The sequence below is a fragment of the Pseudomonas sp. GW531-T4 genome, assembly GCF_017349615.1.
GTDB lineage: Bacteria > Pseudomonadota > Gammaproteobacteria > Pseudomonadales > Pseudomonadaceae > Aquipseudomonas > Aquipseudomonas chlororaphis_I.
In genome coordinates, this window is record NZ_JACMZT010000001.1 from 316,414 (window position 1) to 333,905 (window position 17,492).

Annotated in this window: 24 protein-coding genes; all 24 read right to left on the reverse strand. The window is 55.3% G+C overall.

The genetic code is table 11. The annotated features are described in order from the left end of the window. Positions 1-2: 2 nt before the first annotated feature. Positions 3-503, reverse strand: coding sequence for a 30S ribosomal protein S5 (rpsE, locus tag J4D28_RS01525; protein ID WP_007924184.1), 501 nt, complete (start codon positions 501-503; stop codon positions 3-5). Positions 504-506: 3 nt separating this feature from the next. Next, on the reverse strand, positions 507-857 hold the full coding sequence (rplR, locus tag J4D28_RS01530; RefSeq protein WP_003186037.1) for a 50S ribosomal protein L18: 351 nt from the start codon (positions 855-857) through the stop codon (positions 507-509). A gap of 10 nt (positions 858-867) precedes the next feature. Beyond that, positions 868-1,401, reverse strand: coding sequence for a 50S ribosomal protein L6 (gene rplF, locus J4D28_RS01535; protein WP_007924185.1), 534 nt, complete (start codon positions 1,399-1,401; stop codon positions 868-870). Positions 1,402-1,413: 12 nt separating this feature from the next. Then, on the reverse strand, positions 1,414-1,806 hold the full coding sequence (gene rpsH, locus J4D28_RS01540; protein WP_003228724.1) for a 30S ribosomal protein S8: 393 nt from the start codon (positions 1,804-1,806) through the stop codon (positions 1,414-1,416). A 208-nt stretch (positions 1,807-2,014) separates the two neighbouring features. After that, on the reverse strand, positions 2,015-2,320 hold the full coding sequence (rpsN, locus tag J4D28_RS01545) for a 30S ribosomal protein S14 (protein WP_003228726.1): 306 nt from the start codon (positions 2,318-2,320) through the stop codon (positions 2,015-2,017). A 13-nt stretch (positions 2,321-2,333) separates the two neighbouring features. Then, positions 2,334-2,873 (reverse strand): 50S ribosomal protein L5, encoded by a 540-nt coding sequence (gene rplE, locus J4D28_RS01550; protein ID WP_007924186.1) that lies wholly within the window; start codon positions 2,871-2,873, stop codon positions 2,334-2,336. Between the two features lie 20 nt (positions 2,874-2,893). After that, entirely contained in the window at positions 2,894-3,208 is a 315-nt protein-coding gene (gene rplX / locus J4D28_RS01555) for a 50S ribosomal protein L24 (protein WP_003186046.1), read from the reverse strand. A gap of 11 nt (positions 3,209-3,219) precedes the next feature. Continuing rightward, on the reverse strand, positions 3,220-3,588 hold the full coding sequence (rplN, locus tag J4D28_RS01560) for a 50S ribosomal protein L14 (RefSeq protein WP_002555479.1): 369 nt from the start codon (positions 3,586-3,588) through the stop codon (positions 3,220-3,222). Positions 3,589-3,611: 23 nt separating this feature from the next. Then, positions 3,612-3,878 carry a 30S ribosomal protein S17 gene (gene rpsQ / locus J4D28_RS01565; RefSeq protein WP_003194644.1) on the reverse strand — a complete coding sequence of 89 codons (267 nt, stop codon included), beginning with the start codon at positions 3,876-3,878 and terminating at the stop codon, positions 3,612-3,614. A gap of 2 nt (positions 3,879-3,880) precedes the next feature. Beyond that, a complete protein-coding gene (gene rpmC, locus J4D28_RS01570; protein ID WP_002555481.1) occupies positions 3,881-4,072 on the reverse strand; it encodes a 50S ribosomal protein L29 in 192 nt (63 codons plus the stop codon). Further along, positions 4,072-4,485 (reverse strand): 50S ribosomal protein L16, encoded by a 414-nt coding sequence (rplP, locus tag J4D28_RS01575; RefSeq protein ID WP_003228729.1) that lies wholly within the window; start codon positions 4,483-4,485, stop codon positions 4,072-4,074. Before rplP ends, rpmC begins: the two co-directional genes overlap by 1 nt. Before the next feature lie 12 nt (positions 4,486-4,497). Beyond that, positions 4,498-5,184, reverse strand: a complete 687-nt coding sequence (gene rpsC, locus J4D28_RS01580) for a 30S ribosomal protein S3 (protein WP_007924192.1) — start codon at positions 5,182-5,184, stop codon at positions 4,498-4,500. Positions 5,185-5,197: 13 nt separating this feature from the next. Continuing rightward, positions 5,198-5,530: a 50S ribosomal protein L22 gene (gene rplV / locus J4D28_RS01585; RefSeq protein ID WP_003103908.1), complete on the reverse strand. Its 333-nt coding sequence runs from the start codon at positions 5,528-5,530 to the stop codon at positions 5,198-5,200. A 13-nt stretch (positions 5,531-5,543) separates the two neighbouring features. After that, entirely contained in the window at positions 5,544-5,819 is a 276-nt protein-coding gene (gene rpsS / locus J4D28_RS01590) for a 30S ribosomal protein S19 (protein WP_002555486.1), read from the reverse strand. 16 nt (positions 5,820-5,835) lie between these two features. Then, positions 5,836-6,660: a 50S ribosomal protein L2 gene (gene rplB / locus J4D28_RS01595; RefSeq protein WP_007924198.1), complete on the reverse strand. Its 825-nt coding sequence runs from the start codon at positions 6,658-6,660 to the stop codon at positions 5,836-5,838. A gap of 14 nt (positions 6,661-6,674) precedes the next feature. Beyond that, positions 6,675-6,974, reverse strand: coding sequence for a 50S ribosomal protein L23 (rplW, locus tag J4D28_RS01600; protein WP_002555488.1), 300 nt, complete (start codon positions 6,972-6,974; stop codon positions 6,675-6,677). After that, the gene (gene rplD, locus J4D28_RS01605) at positions 6,971-7,573 is read right to left on the reverse strand and encodes a 50S ribosomal protein L4 (protein ID WP_007924200.1); all 603 of its coding nucleotides are present in this window, start codon (positions 7,571-7,573) and stop codon (positions 6,971-6,973) included. The genes rplW and rplD overlap by 4 nt, the downstream gene beginning before the upstream one ends. A gap of 12 nt (positions 7,574-7,585) precedes the next feature. Next, positions 7,586-8,221: a 50S ribosomal protein L3 gene (gene rplC / locus J4D28_RS01610; RefSeq protein WP_007924205.1), complete on the reverse strand. Its 636-nt coding sequence runs from the start codon at positions 8,219-8,221 to the stop codon at positions 7,586-7,588. Positions 8,222-8,301: 80 nt separating this feature from the next. Next, entirely contained in the window at positions 8,302-8,613 is a 312-nt protein-coding gene (gene rpsJ / locus J4D28_RS01615) for a 30S ribosomal protein S10 (RefSeq protein ID WP_003186070.1), read from the reverse strand. A gap of 140 nt (positions 8,614-8,753) precedes the next feature. After that, positions 8,754-9,947, reverse strand: coding sequence for an elongation factor Tu (tuf, locus tag J4D28_RS01620; RefSeq protein WP_016702644.1), 1,194 nt, complete (start codon positions 9,945-9,947; stop codon positions 8,754-8,756). Positions 9,948-9,977: 30 nt separating this feature from the next. Then, positions 9,978-12,104, reverse strand: coding sequence for an elongation factor G (fusA, locus tag J4D28_RS01625; protein WP_009051119.1), 2,127 nt, complete (start codon positions 12,102-12,104; stop codon positions 9,978-9,980). Between the two features lie 30 nt (positions 12,105-12,134). Next, positions 12,135-12,605, reverse strand: a complete 471-nt coding sequence (rpsG, locus tag J4D28_RS01630) for a 30S ribosomal protein S7 (RefSeq protein ID WP_007925959.1) — start codon at positions 12,603-12,605, stop codon at positions 12,135-12,137. A 110-nt stretch (positions 12,606-12,715) separates the two neighbouring features. After that, complete coding sequence (rpsL, locus tag J4D28_RS01635; RefSeq protein WP_003186084.1) at positions 12,716-13,087, reverse strand: 30S ribosomal protein S12; 372 nt, start codon at positions 13,085-13,087, stop codon at positions 12,716-12,718. Positions 13,088-13,287: 200 nt separating this feature from the next. Continuing rightward, positions 13,288-17,487: a DNA-directed RNA polymerase subunit beta' gene (gene rpoC, locus J4D28_RS01640; protein WP_009051120.1), complete on the reverse strand. Its 4,200-nt coding sequence runs from the start codon at positions 17,485-17,487 to the stop codon at positions 13,288-13,290. Positions 17,488-17,492 lie beyond the last annotated feature (5 nt).

Here is a 17,492-nt window from a genome sequence, read left to right on the forward strand (position 1 = left end):
GATCAGATGATCTCCTGGACGCTTTTGCCACGCTTGGCGGCAATGGATTCAGGGGACTGCATTGCTTTCAAACCCTTGAAAGTGGCGTGAACCACGTTTACTGGGTTAGTCGAGCCGTAGCACTTGGCCAGAACGTTCTGAACGCCAGCAACTTCGAGGACAGCACGCATAGCGCCGCCAGCGATGATACCGGTACCTTCAGAAGCAGGCTGCATGTACACCTTCGAAGCGCCGTGAGCGGACTTCATTGCGTACTGCAGAGTGGTGCCGTTCAGATCAACCTGGATCATGTTGCGGCGAGCAGCTTCCATTGCCTTCTGGATCGCAGCAGGCACTTCACGCGACTTGCCACGGCCGAAGCCAACGCGACCTTTACCATCACCAACCACGGTCAACGCGGTAAAAGTGAAGATACGGCCGCCTTTTACGGTTTTGGCTACGCGGTTAACTTGAACCAGCTTCTCGATGTAGCCTTCGTCGCGCTTTTGGTCGTTATTTGACATAACTTAGAACTCCAGCCCAGCTTCACGAGCAGCATCAGCCAGCGCCTTGACGCGGCCGTGGTACTTGAAGCCAGAGCGGTCGAAAGCCACCTGCGAGACGCCAGCGGCTTTTGCACGCGTAGCGACCAGCTGGCCAACCTTAGTGGCCGCGTCGATGTTGCCAGTGGCGCCATCACGCAGTTCTTTATCCAAAGTCGAGGCGCTTGCCAGGACTTTGTTGCCGTCGGCCGAAATGACCTGGGCGTAGATGTGCTGCGAAGAGCGGAACACGCAGAGACGCACGACTTCGAGTTCGTGCATTTTCAGGCGTGCTTTGCGAGCGCGACGCAGTCGAGTAACTTTTTTGTCGGTCATTTGCTATGCCCTACTTCTTCTTGGCTTCTTTACGACGGACGACTTCGTCCGCGTAGCGCACACCTTTACCTTTGTAAGGCTCTGGTGGACGGAAGTCGCGGATCTCAGCGGCCACTTGACCTACCAGCTGCTTGTCGATGCCCTTGATCAGGATATCGGTCTGGCTAGGAGTCTCAGCGGTGATGCCTTCCGGCAGCTCGTAGTCCACTGGATGCGAGAAGCCAAGGGCCAGGTTCAGCACTGTGCCTTTTGCTTGCGCTTTGTAACCAACACCGACCAGCTGGAGCTTGCGCTCGAAGCCTTGGCTTACGCCTTGGACCATGTTGTTTACCAACGCACGAGTGGTACCGGCCATTGCGCGAGTTTGTTGGTCGCCATTGCGAGCAGCGAAACGCAGCTCACCAGCTTCCTGAACAATTTCAACGGACGAGTGTACGTTCAGTTCGAGAGTGCCCTTGGCACCCTTCACCGAAAGCTGTTGGCCGGCGAATTTAACTTCAACACCAGCTGGCAGCTTAACGGGGTTCTTAGCGACGCGAGACATGCTTATCCCCCCTTAGAACACAGTGCAAAGAACTTCGCCGCCGACACCGGCAGCGCGCGCAGCACGATCAGTCATCACACCTTTGTTGGTGGAGACGATAGACACGCCGAGACCGCCACGAACTTTCGGCAGATCTTCAACGGACTTGTACTGACGCAGGCCTGGACGGCTAACGCGCTTCACTTCCTCGATGACCGGACGGCCTTCGAAGTATTTCAGCTCGATGGACAGCAGTGGCTTGGTTTCGCTGCTGATCTGATAACCCGCGATGTAACCTTCGTCCTTCAGGACTTTTGCTACAGCCACCTTCAGCGTGGAAGACGGCATGCTTACGACGGACTTTTCAGCCATCTGGGCATTACGGATTCGAGTTAGCATGTCCGCTAACGGGTCCTGCATACTCATGGGCTAGACGCTCCTGATACAAAAAAAATGAGCCTTGCGGCTACAGCTTGTCGCCGAGAAATTCCGGGCAAAAAACACGGGCTCAGGCGAGCCGGTCATTCTAGACACACCCCAGAAATGAATCAAGCCCCAAAAGGGGCTTGATTCATGTTCAAGGTCACCAGTGGTCAGGATCTTGCGACCCCGAACACCGCGACTTTGATAGCTATTACCAGCTGGCTTTAACCAGACCTGGTACGTCACCACGCATTGCAGCTTCACGCAGCTTGTTACGGCCGAGGCCGAACTTGCGGTAAACGCCGTGCGGACGACCAGTCAGGCGGCAGCGGTTACGCATGCGCGAAGCGCTCGCGTCACGCGGCTGCTTCTGCAGAGCTACGGTAGCTTCCCAACGCGCTTCTGGACTTGCGTTCAGATCGACGATGATAGCTTTCAGCGCTGCACGCTTGGTGGCGTACTTGGCAACGGTGAGCTGACGCTTCAGCTCACGGTTTTTCATGCTCTTCTTGGCCATTTTCCTACTCCAATCAGTTGCGGAACGGGAATTTGAAAGCACGCAGCAGAGCGCGGCCTTCATCATCGTTCTTGGCAGTGGTGGTCAGGGTAATGTCCAGACCGCGGAGAGCATCGATCTTGTCGTAGTCGATTTCCGGGAAGATGATCTGCTCTTTCACGCCCATGCTGTAGTTGCCACGACCATCGAAGGACTTGGCATTCAGGCCGCGGAAGTCGCGAACCCGAGGCAGGGAGATCGACAGCAGACGATCCAGGAACTCGTACATACGCTCACGGCGCAGGGTCACTTTGACGCCGATCGGCCAACCTTCACGGACTTTGAAGCCAGCGATGGATTTCCGAGCGTAGGTCACAACGACTTTCTGGCCGGTGATCTTTTCCAGGTCAGCAACAGCGTGCTCGATGACTTTTTTGTCGCCGATCGCTTCGCCCAGACCCATGTTCAGGGTGATTTTGGTAACGCGCGGAACTTCCATCACGTTCGAAAGCTTAAGTTCATCCTTAAGTTTCGGAGCGATTTCCTTCCGGTAAATCTCTTGTAGTCGTGCCATGGTCTTCTACCTAGCAGTGTTCAAGCATCAACCGCTTTTTGGGTCGACTTGAAGACACGAATTTTTTTGCCGTCTTCTACTTTGAAACCAACGCGGTCAGCCTTGTTGGTTTCGCCGTTGAAAATGGCGACGTTGGAAGCGTGCAGTGGCGCTTCTTTCTCGACGATACCGCCCTGTACGCCCGACATCGGGTTAGGCTTGGTATGACGCTTGACCAGGTTCAGACCACCAACAACCAGACGGTTGTCAGCGAGAACCTTAAGCACCTTACCGCGCTTACCCTTGTCTTTGCCGGCGATCACGATGATCTCGTCGTCACGACGAATCTTTTGCATGTCGGATCTCCTTACAGCACTTCTGGGGCGAGCGAGACGATCTTCATGAACTTCTCAGTACGAAGTTCACGGGTCACTGGCCCAAAGATACGGGTGCCGATCGGCTCTTGCTTGTTGTTCAACAGAACAGCAGCGTTGCCATCAAAGCGGATGATGGAGCCGTCAGCACGACGGACACCATGGCGAGTGCGGACTACAACAGCAGTCATCACTTGACCTTTCTTCACCTTACCGCGAGGAATTGCTTCCTTGACGGTAACTTTGATGATGTCACCGATACCAGCGTAACGACGATGGGAGCCACCCAGCACCTTGATGCACATAACGCGGCGAGCGCCGCTGTTATCGGCCACATCGAGCATGGATTGAGTCTGAATCATATAATTTCTCCGACCCTTAGCCCTTAGACTTCCACAGCGCGTTCGAGAACATCAACCAGAGCCCAAGACTTGGTCTTGGCCATCGGACGAGTTTCACGAATAGTGACTTTGTCGCCGATGTGGCACTGGTTGGTTTCGTCGTGCGCGTGCAGCTTAGTCGAACGCTTAACGTATTTACCGTAGATAGGGTGCTTAACGCGACGCTCGATCAGAACGGTGATGGTCTTGTCCATCTTGTCGCTGACAACACGGCCAGTCAGCGTACGGACAGTTTTTTCGGCTTCAGCCATGATTACTTACCTGCCTGCTGGTTGAGCACAGTCTTCACGCGAGCGATGTCACGTTTAACTTGCGAGAGCAGATGAGACTGCCCCAACTGGCCAGTTGCCTTCTGCATACGCAGATTGAACTGGTCGCGCAGCAGGCCGAGCAGTTGCTCGTTCAGCTGCTGTGCGGATTTTTCACGAAGTTCATTCGCTTTCATCACATCACCGTCCGTTTAACAAAGGAGGTGGCGAGCGGCAGCTTTGCAGCAGCCAGGGCGAAAGCCTCACGCGCCAGCTCTTCAGAAACACCCTCGATTTCATACAGGACTTTGCCTGGCTGAATCTGGGCAACCCAGTATTCGACGTTACCCTTACCTTTACCCATCCGAACTTCGAGTGGTTTCTTGGAAATAGGCTTGTCCGGGAATACACGGATCCAGATCTTGCCGCCACGTTTTACGTGACGGGTCAGAGCACGACGCGCTGACTCGATCTGACGAGCGGTGAGACGACCACGAGCAACAGACTTCAGCGCGAACTCGCCGAAGCTGACTTTGCTACCGCGCAATGCCAGACCACGGTTGTGGCCGGTCATTTGCTTGCGGAACTTCGTACGCTTTGGTTGCAACATTTGGCGTACCCCTTACTTAGCAGCTTTTTTACGAGGCGCTGGTGCTTGTGGCTTCAGCTCTTCTTGGCGACCACCAATTACTTCGCCTTTGAAGATCCAAACCTTCACACCGATCACACCGTAAGTGGTGTGAGCTTCGTAGGTGGCATAGTCGATATCGGCACGCAGGGTGTGCAGTGGCACACGACCTTCGCGATACCATTCAGTACGTGCGATTTCAGCACCGCCGAGACGACCGCTCACTTGGATTTTGATGCCTTTGGCACCAATGCGCATGGCGTTCTGTACTGCGCGCTTCATAGCGCGACGGAACATTACACGACGCTCCAGCTGCTGAGCTACGCTCTGGGCAACCAGCATACCGTCGAGCTCCGGCTTGCGGATCTCTTCGATATTGATGTGCACAGGCACACCCATTTGCTTGGTCAGGTCCTGACGCAGTTTCTCAACATCTTCACCTTTCTTGCCGATCACGATGCCGGGACGAGCGGTGTGGATGGTGATGCGTGCAGTTTGAGCCGGACGATGGATATCGATACGGCTTACGGACGCGCTTTTTAGTTTGTCTTGGAGGTACTCACGCACATTCAGATCTGCGAGCAAATAGTCCGCATAAGTCCGACCGTCTGCGTACCAGACGGAGGTGTGCTCCTTGACGATTCCCAGGCGAATGCCAATGGGATGTACTTTCTGACCCATCTCTTCGACTCCGTTACTTGTCAGCAACCTTGACAGTGATATGGCAAGACCGCTTGACGATGCGATCAGCACGGCCTTTGGCACGTGGCATGATGCGCTTCAGCGAACGCCCTTCGTTGACGAAAACGGTGGAGACCTTCAGGTCATCAACGTCTGCGCCTTCGTTATGCTCGGCGTTGGCTACGGCCGACTCCAGCACTTTCTTCATGATCTCGGCGGCTTTCTTACTGCTGAAAGCCAACAGGTTGAGCGCTTCGCCCACCTTCTTCCCGCGGATCTGGTCGGCGACCAAGCGGGCTTTCTGGGCGGAGATTCGAGCGCCCGACAACTTAGCGGCTACTTCCATCGTTCCTTACCCCTTAACGCTTGGCTTTCTTGTCAGCCACGTGCCCGCGATATGTACGGGTACCGGCGAACTCGCCCAGTTTGTGGCCGACCATGTCTTCGTTCACGAGAACTGGAACATGTTGACGACCGTTATGCACAGCAATGGTCAGACCGACCATTTGTGGCAGGATCATGGAACGGCGCGACCAGGTCTTAACTGGTTTGCGATCGTTCTTTTCCGCCGCCACTTCGATCTTCTTCAGTAGGTGAAGATCAATAAAAGGACCTTTTTTCAGAGAACGTGGCACTGTCGTATCCCTCTATTTACTTGCGACGACGGACGATCATTTTGTCGGTACGCTTATTACCACGAGTCTTCGCGCCCTTAGTCGGGAAGCCCCATGGCGATACCGGATGACGACCACCAGAGGTACGACCTTCACCACCACCATGTGGGTGGTCAACCGGGTTCATGGCAACACCACGAACGGTTGGGCGAACGCCACGCCAGCGTTTGGCACCAGCTTTACCCAGCGAACGCAGACTGTGCTCGGAGTTCGAGACCTCGCCCAGGGTCGCACGGCATTCAGCCAGGACTTTACGCATCTCACCAGAACGCAGACGCAGGGTCACATAGACACCTTCACGAGCGATCAGCTGAGCCGAAGCACCAGCGGAACGAGCGATTTGCGCGCCTTTACCTGGCTTCAGTTCGATGCCGTGTACGGTGCTACCAACTGGAATGTTACGCAGTTGCAGAGCGTTGCCCGGCTTGATCGGTGCCAGAGCACCTGCGATCAGCTGGTCGCCAGCGCTCACGCCTTTAGGGGCGATGATGTAGCGACGCTCGCCGTCTGCGTACAGCAGCAAAGCGATGTGAGCAGTACGGTTTGGATCGTATTCGATACGCTCGACAGTGGCAGCGATGCCATCTTTGTCGTTGCGACGGAAGTCGACCAGACGATAGTGCTGCTTATGACCACCACCAACGTGACGAGTGGTAATACGGCCATTGTTGTTACGACCACCAGACTTCGATTTCTTCTCGAGCAGCGGTGCGTGAGGAGCGCCTTTATGCAGCTCCTGATTGACCACCTTGACCACAAAACGGCGGCCAGGGGAAGTCGGTTTGCATTTAACGATTGCCATGATGCACCCCTTCCTTACTCAGCACTGCTGCTGAAATCGAGATCTTGGCCTGGCTGAAGGGAGATAACTGCCTTCTTCCAGTCATTACGCTTGCCCAGACCGCGAGCGGTACGCTTGCTCTTACCCAGAACGTTCAGGGTAGTAACGCGCTCCACTTTCACGCTGAACAGGCTTTCGACGGCCTTCTTGATTTCCAGCTTGGTTGCATCAGTAGCAACCTTGAAAACGAACTGGCCTTTCTTGTCTGCCAGAACCGTAGCCTTCTCGGAAACGTGCGGGCCAAGCAGAACTTTAAATACGCGTTCCTGGTTCATCCCAGCAGCTCCTCGAATTTCTTCACGGCCGACACAGTGATCAACACTTTGTCGTATGCGATCAGACTAACTGGATCGGAACCTTGTACGTCACGCACATCAACGTGTGGCAGGTTACGAGCAGCCAGGTACAGGTTCTGATCAACAGCGTCAGACACGATCAGAACGTCGGTCAGACTCATGTTGTTCAGCTTGCCCAGCAGATCTTTGGTTTTCGGAGTTTCAACAGCGAAATCCTGAACCACGACCAGACGATCAGTACGCACCAGCTCAGCAAGGATGGAACGCATTGCTGCGCGATACATCTTCTTGTTCAGCTTCTGGGAGTGATCCTGTGGACGAGCTGCGAAAGTGGTACCGCCGCCACGCCAGATTGGGCTACGGATAGTACCGGCACGAGCACGGCCAGTACCTTTCTGACGCCACGGGCGCTTGCCGCCACCGGAAACGTCGGAACGGGTCTTTTGCTGCTTGCTACCTTGACGGCCGCCGGCCATGTAGGCCACGACTGCTTGGTGAACCAGCGTCTCGTTGAATTCGCCGCCAAATGTCAGTTCGGAAACTTCGATCGCTTGAGCGTCATTTACATTTAATTGCATGTCAGCTTCCCCTTAACCGCGAGCCTTGGCCGCCGGACGTACAACCAGGTTGCCGCCAGTAGCGCCAGGAACAGCACCCTTGACCAACAACAGATTGCGTTCAGCGTCGACGCGCACTACTTCCAGGGACTGCACGGTCACGCGCTCAGCGCCCATATGACCGGACATTTTTTTGCCCTTGAATACACGACCAGGAGTCTGGCACTGGCCAATAGAGCCCGGGACGCGGTGGGAAACGGAGTTACCGTGGGTGTTATCTTGACCGCGGAAATTCCAACGCTTGATGGTACCGGCGAAGCCTTTACCTTTCGACTGACCGGTAACATCTACCAGTTGGCCAGCTGCGAAGATTTCTGCATTGATCAGATCGCCAGCTTGGTACTCGCCTTCTTCAAGACGGAATTCCCAAACGCCACGACCGGCAGCAACGTTCGCTTTAGCGAAGTGACCTGCTTGAGCAGCAGTCACGCGCGAAGCACGACGCTCACCTACAGTGACTTGCACTGCACGATAGCCATCGGTTTCTTCAGTTTTGAACTGGGTGACGCGATTCGGCTCGATCTCAATGACCGTGACCGGAATGGAGACACCTTCTTCGGTGAAAATACGGGTCATACCGCATTTACGACCGACTACACCAATAGTCATGTTGTAAACCTCATGAGTGTACGGGGCTTTCACCCGCTATGGCCGCCCATTTCAGAGCGTTACACGACTAAGACCGAGTCTTAGCCGAGGCTGATCTGCACTTCCACACCTGCCGCAAGATCAAGCTTCATAAGTGCATCAACGGTTTTATCCGTTGGCTGGACGATGTCCAGTACGCGCTTATGAGTACGGATCTCGTACTGGTCACGCGCGTCTTTGTTGACGTGCGGGGAGACCAGAACGGTGAACCGCTCTTTACGGGTAGGCAGTGGAATAGGACCACGCACTTGAGCACCAGTACGTTTCGCGGTTTCCACGATTTCCTGGGTGGATTGGTCGATCAGGCGATGGTCGAAAGCCTTCAACCTGATACGGATTTGCTGATTTTGCATTGGATTTCAGACTCCAGGCTGCTATTCCCACCGGGCGCAATACGCCCGTTAAAAGGAGGCGCAATTCTATAGACGGTCCCACAGAGTGTCAACCCAATAAAAAAGCCCCCGCAAGCGGGGGCTTTTTCATGAGTCGTCGATTACTCGATGACTTTAGCTACGACGCCAGCGCCGACGGTACGACCGCCTTCACGGATAGCGAAACGCAGACCATCTTCCATCGCGATGGTTTTGATCAGAGTGACAGTCATCTGGATGTTGTCACCTGGCATTACCATTTCAACGCCTTCTGGCAGCTCGCAGTTACCAGTCACGTCAGTAGTACGGAAGTAGAACTGTGGACGGTAGCCTTTGAAGAACGGAGTATGACGGCCGCCTTCTTCTTTGCTCAGAACGTACACTTCAGCAGTGAACTTGGTGTGCGGCTTAACGGTACCTGGCTTAACCAGAACCTGGCCACGCTCAACGTCGTCACGCTTGGTGCCACGCAGCAGAACGCCGCAGTTCTCGCCAGCACGACCTTCGTCGAGCAGCTTGCGGAACATTTCAACGCCGGTGCAGGTGGTTTTCTGAGTTTCGCGCAGACCGACGATCTCAACTTCTTCCTGGATGCGAACGATACCACGCTCAACACGGCCAGTTACCACGGTGCCACGACCGGAGATCGAGAACACGTCTTCGATAGGCATCAGGAACGGCTTGTCGATAGCACGCTCTGGCTCTGGGATGTAGGTATCCAGAGTTTCTACCAGCTTCTTAACAGCGGTAGTGCCCATTTCGTTGTCGTCTTGGCCGTTCAGAGCCATCAGAGCCGAACCGATGATGATTGGAGTGTCATCACCCGGGAAGTCGTAAGTGCTCAGCAGATCGCGCACTTCCATCTCAACCAGTTCCAGCAACTCAGCGTCGTCAACCATGTCAGCCTTGTTCAGGAAGACAACGATGTACGGAACGCCTACCTGACGGGACAGCAGGATGTGCTCACGAGTTTGTGGCATCGGACCATCGGCAGCCGAGCAAACCAGGATCGCGCCGTCCATCTGGGCAGCACCAGTGATCATGTTTTTGACGTAGTCGGCGTGGCCTGGGCAGTCAACGTGCGCGTAGTGACGAATGTTCGAATCGTACTCTACGTGCGCGGTGTTGATGGTGATACCACGAGCCTTTTCTTCTGGGGCGCTGTCGATCTTGTCGAAGTCAACACGAGCCGAACCGAAAACCTCGGAGCAGACGCGAGTCAGAGCAGCAGTCAGAGTGGTTTTACCGTGGTCAACGTGACCAATGGTACCAACGTTGACGTGCGGTTTGTTACGTTCAAATTTTTCTTTAGCCACGACAGTGAACCTCTTGCCTAAAGGGCTGGATTAGCCTTGTTTTTTAACGAGTGCTTCGACGATATTCGACGGAGCTTCGGCGTACTTGGAGAACTCCATGGAGTAGCTCGCGCGACCCTGGGACATGGAACGAACGTCGGTCGCATAACCGAACATTTCACCCAGCGGCACTTCAGCACGGATAACCTTGCCAGAGACCGAGTCTTCCATACCCTGGATCAGACCACGACGACGGTTCAGGTCACCCATCACGTCACCCATGTAGTCCTCAGGGGTTACTACTTCAACCTTCATGATCGGCTCAAGAACTACGCCCTTGCCCTTCTCACGCAGCTGCTTGGTCGCCATGGAGGCCGCTACCTTAAACGCCATCTCGTTAGAGTCGACGTCGTGGTAAGAACCATCAAACACGGTAGCCTTCAGGCCGATCAGCGGATAGCCGGCGACAACGCCGTTCTTCATCTGCTCTTCGATACCCTTCTGGATTGCCGGGATGTATTCCTTCGGAACCACACCACCAACGACCTCGTTGGCAAACACCAGACCTTCAGTGATATTGCCTTTTTCGTCGACGTCTGCCGGAGCAAAACGAATCCAGCAATGACCGAACTGGCCACGACCGCCGGATTGACGAACGAACTTACCTTCAACTTCACAGCCGACGGTGATCTTCTCGCGATAGGAAACCTGCGGCTTACCGATGTTGGCTTCTACGTTGAATTCACGACGCATACGGTCAACAAGGATATCCAGGTGCAGCTCACCCATACCCGAAATGATGGTCTGACCGGTTTCTTCGTCAGTCTTGACGCGGAACGACGGGTCCTCCTGAGCCAGCTTGCCCAGAGCAATACCCATCTTCTCCTGGTCAGCCTTGGTTTTCGGCTCTACAGCAACCGAAATCACCGGCTCAGGGAAGTCCATACGCTCAAGGATGATCGGCTTGTCGATATCGCAAAGCGTGTCACCAGTGGTGACGTCTTTCATACCGATCAGAGCAGCAATGTCGCCTGCACGTACTTCTTTGATCTCTTCGCGCTGGTTCGCGTGCATTTGCACCATACGACCAACACGCTCCTTCTTGCCCTTGACCGAGTTGATCACGGAGTCGCCGGAGCTCAGGAAACCCGAGTAAACGCGAACGAAGGTCAGAGTACCCACGAACGGGTCGGTGGCAATCTTGAACGCCAGAGCCGAGAACGGCTCGTTGTCGTCAGCGTGACGCTCGTCAACGATTTCGTTGTCGTCGGTGCTGTCCGGATGAACGCCCTTGATCGCAGGGATCTCGGTCGGAGCCGGCAGGAAGTCGATGACAGCGTCGAGAACCAGCGGAACACCCTTGTTCTTGAACGAGGAACCGCAGACAGCCGGAACGATCTCGCTGGCCAGGGTGCGCGCACGCAGGCCTGCCTTGATCTCTTCGACGGTCAGCTCACCTTCTTCAAGGTACTTGTTCATCAGCTCTTCGTTAGCTTCGGCAGCAGCCTCAACCATGTTGGAGCGCCACTCGTTAGCCAGGTCCAGCATATCGGCAGGAATTTCTTCCTCGCGATAGGTAGTACCCTTGTCGTCGTCGTTCCAGTAGATAGCCTTCATCTTGATCAGATCGATCTGACCTTCGAAGTTATCTTCTGCACCGATAGCCAGCTGAACTGGAACCGGAGTGTGACCCAGACGGTTTTTGATCTGAGCAACAACGCGCAGGAAGTTGGCACCAGCACGGTCCATCTTGTTCACGTAAACAACACGTGGAACGCCGTATTTGTTGGCTTGACGCCATACGGTTTCGGACTGAGGCTCAACACCGGAAGTACCGCAGAACACAACGACCGCGCCGTCGAGTACGCGCAGCGAGCGCTCTACTTCAATGGTGAAGTCTACGTGGCCTGGGGTATCGATAACGTTTACACGATAGTTATCGTATTGGCCGCGCGAACCTTTCCAGAAGGTAGTTACAGCAGCGGAGGTAATGGTGATACCACGCTCCTGCTCCTGCACCATCCAGTCGGTGGTAGCAGCACCGTCATGCACCTCACCCATCTTGTGGCTGAGACCTGTGTAGAACAGGATCCGCTCGGTAGTGGTAGTCTTGCCCGCGTCAACGTGGGCACAGATACCGATGTTACGGTAGCGGTTGATTGCTGTAGTACGAGCCATAAAGCCCTCGCAAAATGAATGATGCCGATATTAGAAGCGGTAGTGCGAGAAAGCCTTGTTGGCTTCAGCCATACGGTGTACGTCTTCACGCTTCTTAACTGCAGCACCTTTGCCTTCGGCAGCGTCCAGCAGTTCGCCAGCCAAGCGCAGAGCCATAGATTTCTCGCCGCGCTTACGGGCGAAGTCTACCAACCAGCGCATTGCCAGAGCGTTACGACGGGACGGACGAACTTCGACCGGAACCTGGTAAGTAGCACCGCCAACACGGCGCGACTTCACTTCGACCAGCGGAGCGATGGCGTCGAGAGCTTTCTCGAAGATTTCCAGGGGATCGCTGTTCTTGCGTTCTTTAACTTTTTCCAGCGCGCCATAAACGATACGCTCGGCAACGGCTTTCTTGCCGCTTTCCATTACGTGGTTCATGAACTTGGCGAGGATCTGGCTTCCGTATTTCGGATCGTCCAGAATCTCACGTTTGGCTGCTACGCGACGTCTTGGCATGATAAGCCCTCAAACGGTCTTCAGGTTAGCTCGGGACAGTTGATCCAAAGGACTCGTGCCCGACCTTACTCTTATCGACTCAATAAAATAATTAACTGCAAAACGGCCGATTACTTCGGACGCTTGGTACCGTACTTCGAACGACCTTGGTTACGACCTTTAACGCCGGAGGTATCCAGGGAGCCGCGAACGGTGTGGTAACGAACACCTGGCAAGTCTTTTACACGACCGCCGCGGATCAGTACCACGCTGTGTTCTTGCAGGTTGTGGCCTTCACCACCGATGTACGAGGAAACCTCGAAACCGTTGGTCAGACGCACACGGCATACTTTACGCAGTGCCGAGTTAGGTTTTTTCGGCGTAGTGGTATACACGCGAGTGCACACGCCACGACGTTGCGGGCAGTTCTGCAGCGCAGGTACGTCGGATTTCTCGACGATACGCTTACGCGGCTGACGTACCAGCTGGTTGATAGTTGCCATCTACTAGCTCCACTGTTGTCTTTCGACATAAACAAAATGGCAGGGCGCAAGCCCCACCAAATTTAGGGGTACAAGAGTCTAAAGAGGATCTTGTCCCCAGTCAAGGCAAGGCCCCGGCCTCCCCGATCAGCGAACTCCGACAAAATCGTCTTGATTCGTGAGCGGAAAAGCCAGGGCCCTATCTCAATCTACTGCAGACCTCAGTTACCGCTGGAGTTCAGCGCTTCGGTCAGTGCAGCTTCAACTTCACTTGCGCTTACGCGCAGCGGCTTGTCGGCATCACGACGACGCTTACGCTCGCTGTGATACGCCAGGCCGGTACCAGCCGGGATCAGGCGACCCACGACAACGTTTTCTTTCAGGCCGCGCAGGTAATCGCGCTTGCCGGTTACCGCCGCTTCGGTCAGTACGCGAGTGGTCTCTTGGAAAGAGGCCGCCGAGATGAACGATTCGGTCGACAGCGACGCCTTGGTGATACCCAGCAGAACGCGGGTGAACTTGGCGACAAACTTGTCTTCGGTGTTCAGACGCTCGTTCTCTACCAGTACGTGAGTCAGTTCCATCTGGTCGCCCTTGATGAAACTGGAATCGCCGGATTCAGCGATCTCAACCTTACGCAGCATCTGACGCAGGATGGTCTCGATGTGCTTGTCGTTGATCTTCACGCCTTGCAGACGGTAAACGTCCTGAATCTCGTTCACGATGTACTTGGCCAGCGCACTCACACCCAGCAGACGCAGGATGTCGTGTGGATCGCTTGGACCGTCGGAGATAACTTCGCCGCGGTTTACCTGTTCGCCTTCGAAGACGTTCAGGTGGCGCCACTTCGGAATCAGCTCTTCGTACGGATCGCTACCGTCGTTCGGGGTAATGACCAGACGGCGCTTGCCTTTGGTCTCTTTACCGAACGCGATGGTGCCGCTGACTTCAGCCAGGATCGAGGCCTCTTTCGGACGACGAGCTTCGAACAGGTCGGCAACACGCGGCAGACCACCGGTGATGTCACGAGTCTTCGAAGTTTCTTGCGGAATACGCGCGATAACGTCACCGATCGCGATCCGCGCACCGTCCGCAACACCGACCAGGGCGTTGGCTGGCAGGAAGTACTGGGCCGGTACGTCGGTACCTGGCAACAGCAGATCTTTGCCATCGTCACCCACCATCTTCACTGCAGGACGGATGTCCTTACCTGCAGCCGGACGGTCTTTGGCATCGAGAACTTCAATGTTGGTCATACCGGTCAATTCGTCAGTCTGACGCTTGATCGTGATGCCTTCTTCCATGCCCACGTAGGTCACGGTACCTTTCATTTCGGTAACGATTGGGTGGGTGTGCGGATCCCACTTGGCCACGATAGAGCCAGCGTCGACCTTGTCACCCTCTTTAACCGAAATCACAGCACCGTACGGCAGCTTGTAACGCTCGCGCTCACGACCGAAGTCGTCAGCAATCGCCAGCTCACCGGAACGGGACACAGCAACCAGATGACCATCCACTCGCTCAACGTGCTTCAGGTTGTGCAGACGGACGGTACCGCCATTCTTCACCTGAACGCTGTCGGCCGCGGAGGTCCGGCTTGCCGCACCACCGATGTGGAACGTACGCATCGTCAGCTGGGTACCCGGCTCACCGATGGACTGAGCAGCGATAACGCCGACAGCTTCACCGATGTTCACCTGGTGACCACGAGCCAGGTCGCGGCCGTAGCACTTGGCGCAAATGCCGTAGCGGGTTTCACAACTGATCGGTGAACGCACGATCACTTCGTCGATGCTGTTCAGCTCGATGAACTCAACCCACTTCTCGTCGACCAGAGTGCCGGCAGGAACGATGACGTCCTCGGTACCTGGCTTGAATACGTCACGGGCAATAACACGACCCAACACGCGCTCACCCAACGGCTCTACAACGTCGCCGCCTTCAATGTGCGGAGTCATTACCAGGCCGTGTTCGGTGCCACAGTCGATCTCGGTTACAACCAGATCCTGCGCCACGTCCACCAGACGACGAGTCAGGTAACCGGAGTTCGCAGTTTTCAACGCGGTATCCGCCAGACCTTTACGAGCACCGTGAGTCGAGATGAAGTACTGGAGTACGCTCAGACCTTCACGGAAGTTCGCAGTAATCGGCGTTTCGATAATGGAACCATCCGGCTTGGCCATCAGACCACGCATACCGGCCAGCTGACGAATCTGTGCTGCGGAACCCCGCGCACCCGAGTCGGCCATCATGTACATCGAATTGAAAGATTCTTGCTCGACTTCGTCGCCGTGACGGTCGATGACCTTCTCTTTCGAGAGGTTGGCCATCATCGCCTTGGAGACTTCGTCGTTCGCTTTCGACCAGAGGTCGATCACTTTGTTGTACTTCTCGCCCTGGGTCACCAGGCCGGAGGCGTACTGGCTCTCGATCTCTTTCACTTCGTCGGTGGCAGCACCGATGATGCGGGCTTTTTCATCCGGGATAACGAAGTCGTTAACACCGATAGAAACGCCGGAAATGGTCGAGTAAGCAAAACCGGTGTACATCAACTGGTCAGCGAAGATCACGGTCTCTTTCAGACCAACCACGCGGTAGCACTGGTTGATCAGCTTGGAGATCGCCTTCTTCTTCATCGGCAGGTTGACGACGTCGTACGACAGACCTTTTGGCACAACCTGGAACAACAGCGCACGGCCGACAGTGGTGTCGACGATACGGGTGTTGGTCACGCTGCCGCCATCACGATCGTTGACGGTTTCGGTGATCCGCACCTTGACCTTGGCATGCAGTGCGGCTTCGCCGGCACGGAACACACGGTCAACTTCCTGCAGATCCGCGAACACACGACCTTCGCCCTTGGCGTTGATCGCTTCACGAGTCATGTAGTACAGACCCAATACAACGTCCTGCGACGGAACGATGATTGGCTCACCGTTGGCTGGCGACAGGATGTTGTTGGTCGACATCATCAACGCACGCGCTTCCAACTGGGCTTCCAGTGTCAGCGGTACGTGCACGGCCATTTGGTCGCCGTCGAAGTCGGCGTTGTACGCAGCACAGACCAGAGGGTGCAGCTGGATAGCCTTACCTTCGATCAGTACCGGTTCAAACGCCTGGATACCCAGACGGTGAAGGGTCGGTGCACGGTTGAGGAGCACTGGGTGTTCGCGAATCACTTCGGCGAGAACGTCCCAAACCTCTGGCAGCTCGCGCTCGACCATCTTCTTCGCGGCTTTGATGGTGGTGGCCAGGCCACGCATTTCCAACTTGCCGAAAATGAACGGTTTGAACAGCTCGAGAGCCATTTTCTTAGGCAGACCGCACTGGTGCAGACGCAGGGTCGGGCCTACGGTAATTACCGAACGACCGGAGTAGTCAACACGCTTACCGAGCAAGTTCTGACGGAAACGACCTTGCTTACCCTTGATCATGTCAGCCAAGGATTTCAGAGGACGCTTGTTGGAACCGGTGATAGCGCGGCCACGACGACCGTTGTCGAGCAGTGCGTCGACGGCTTCCTGCAACATACGCTTTTCGTTGCGCACGATGATGTCCGGAGCGGACAGATCGAGCAGGCGCTTCAAGCGGTTGTTACGGTTGATCACTCGACGATACAGATCGTTGAGGTCGGAAGTCGCGAAACGACCACCATCCAGCGGGACCAGTGGACGCAGATCTGGCGGCAGAACCGGCAGAACGGTCAGCACCATCCACTCTGGCAGGTTGCCGGAACCCTGGAAGGCTTCCATCAACTTCAGACGCTTGGACAGTTTCTTGATCTTGGTTTCCGAGTTGGTTTGCGGAATCTCTTCGCGCAGACGGCCAATCTCGTGCTCCAGGTCGATAGCGTGCAACAGCTCGCGGACAGCCTCGGCACCCATGCGGGCGTCGAAGTCGTCACCGAACTCTTCCAGTGCTTCGAAGTACTGCTCGTCGTTGAGCAACTGACCTTTTTCCAGAGTGGTCATGCCCGGGTCGATAACGACATAGCTCTCGAAGTAGAGAACACGCTCGATATCACGCAGGGTCATGTCCATCAGCAGGCCGATACGGGACGGCAGCGATTTCAGGAACCAGATGTGGGCAACTGGCGAAGCCAGTTCGATGTGCGCCATGCGCTCACGGCGAACCTTGGCCAGTGCAACTTCAACGCCGCACTTTTCGCAGATCACGCCACGATGCTTCAAGCGCTTGTACTTACCGCACAGGCACTCGTAATCCTTTACCGGGCCAAAGATCTTGGCGCAGAACAGGCCGTCACGCTCAGGCTTGAACGTACGGTAGTTGATGGTTTCCGGCTTTTTAACTTCACCGAACGACCACGAACGGATCATCTCAGGCGAGGCCAATCCGATACGGATGGCGTCGAACTCTTCGACTTGACCCTGGTTTTTCAGCAAATTCAGTAGGTCTTTCAAGGCCT